This is a genomic window from Agrobacterium cavarae (assembly GCF_004310285.1).
Classification (GTDB): domain Bacteria; phylum Pseudomonadota; class Alphaproteobacteria; order Rhizobiales; family Rhizobiaceae; genus Agrobacterium; species Agrobacterium cavarae.
Genome location: NZ_SISF01000010.1, coordinates 1 through 293, shown reverse-complemented (window position 1 = coordinate 293; position 293 = coordinate 1). Strand labels below are relative to the sequence as shown.

Annotated in this window: 1 rRNA gene; it reads left to right on the top strand. The window is 46.8% G+C overall.

The features are described 5' to 3' along the window. Window positions 1-293 (top strand): 16S ribosomal RNA (locus EYC79_RS00010); the annotation flags it as partial.

Genomic DNA, 293 nt, shown 5'->3' with positions numbered 1-293 from the left:
CAGCCGCGGTAATACGGAAGATGCAAGCGTTATCCGGATTTATTGGGTTTAAAGGGTGCGTAGGTGGTCCGATAAGTCAGTGGTGAAATCTTCTTGCTCAACAAGGAAATTGCCATTGAAACTGTCAGACTTGAGAGTGGACGAGGTAGGCGGAATTCGTAGTGTAGCGGTGAAATGCATAGATATTACGAAGGACTCCAATAGTGTAGACTGCTTACTAGACCATTTCTGACACTGAGGCACGAAAGTGTGGGTAGCAAACAGGATTAGATACCCCAGTAGTCCGGTCGCAA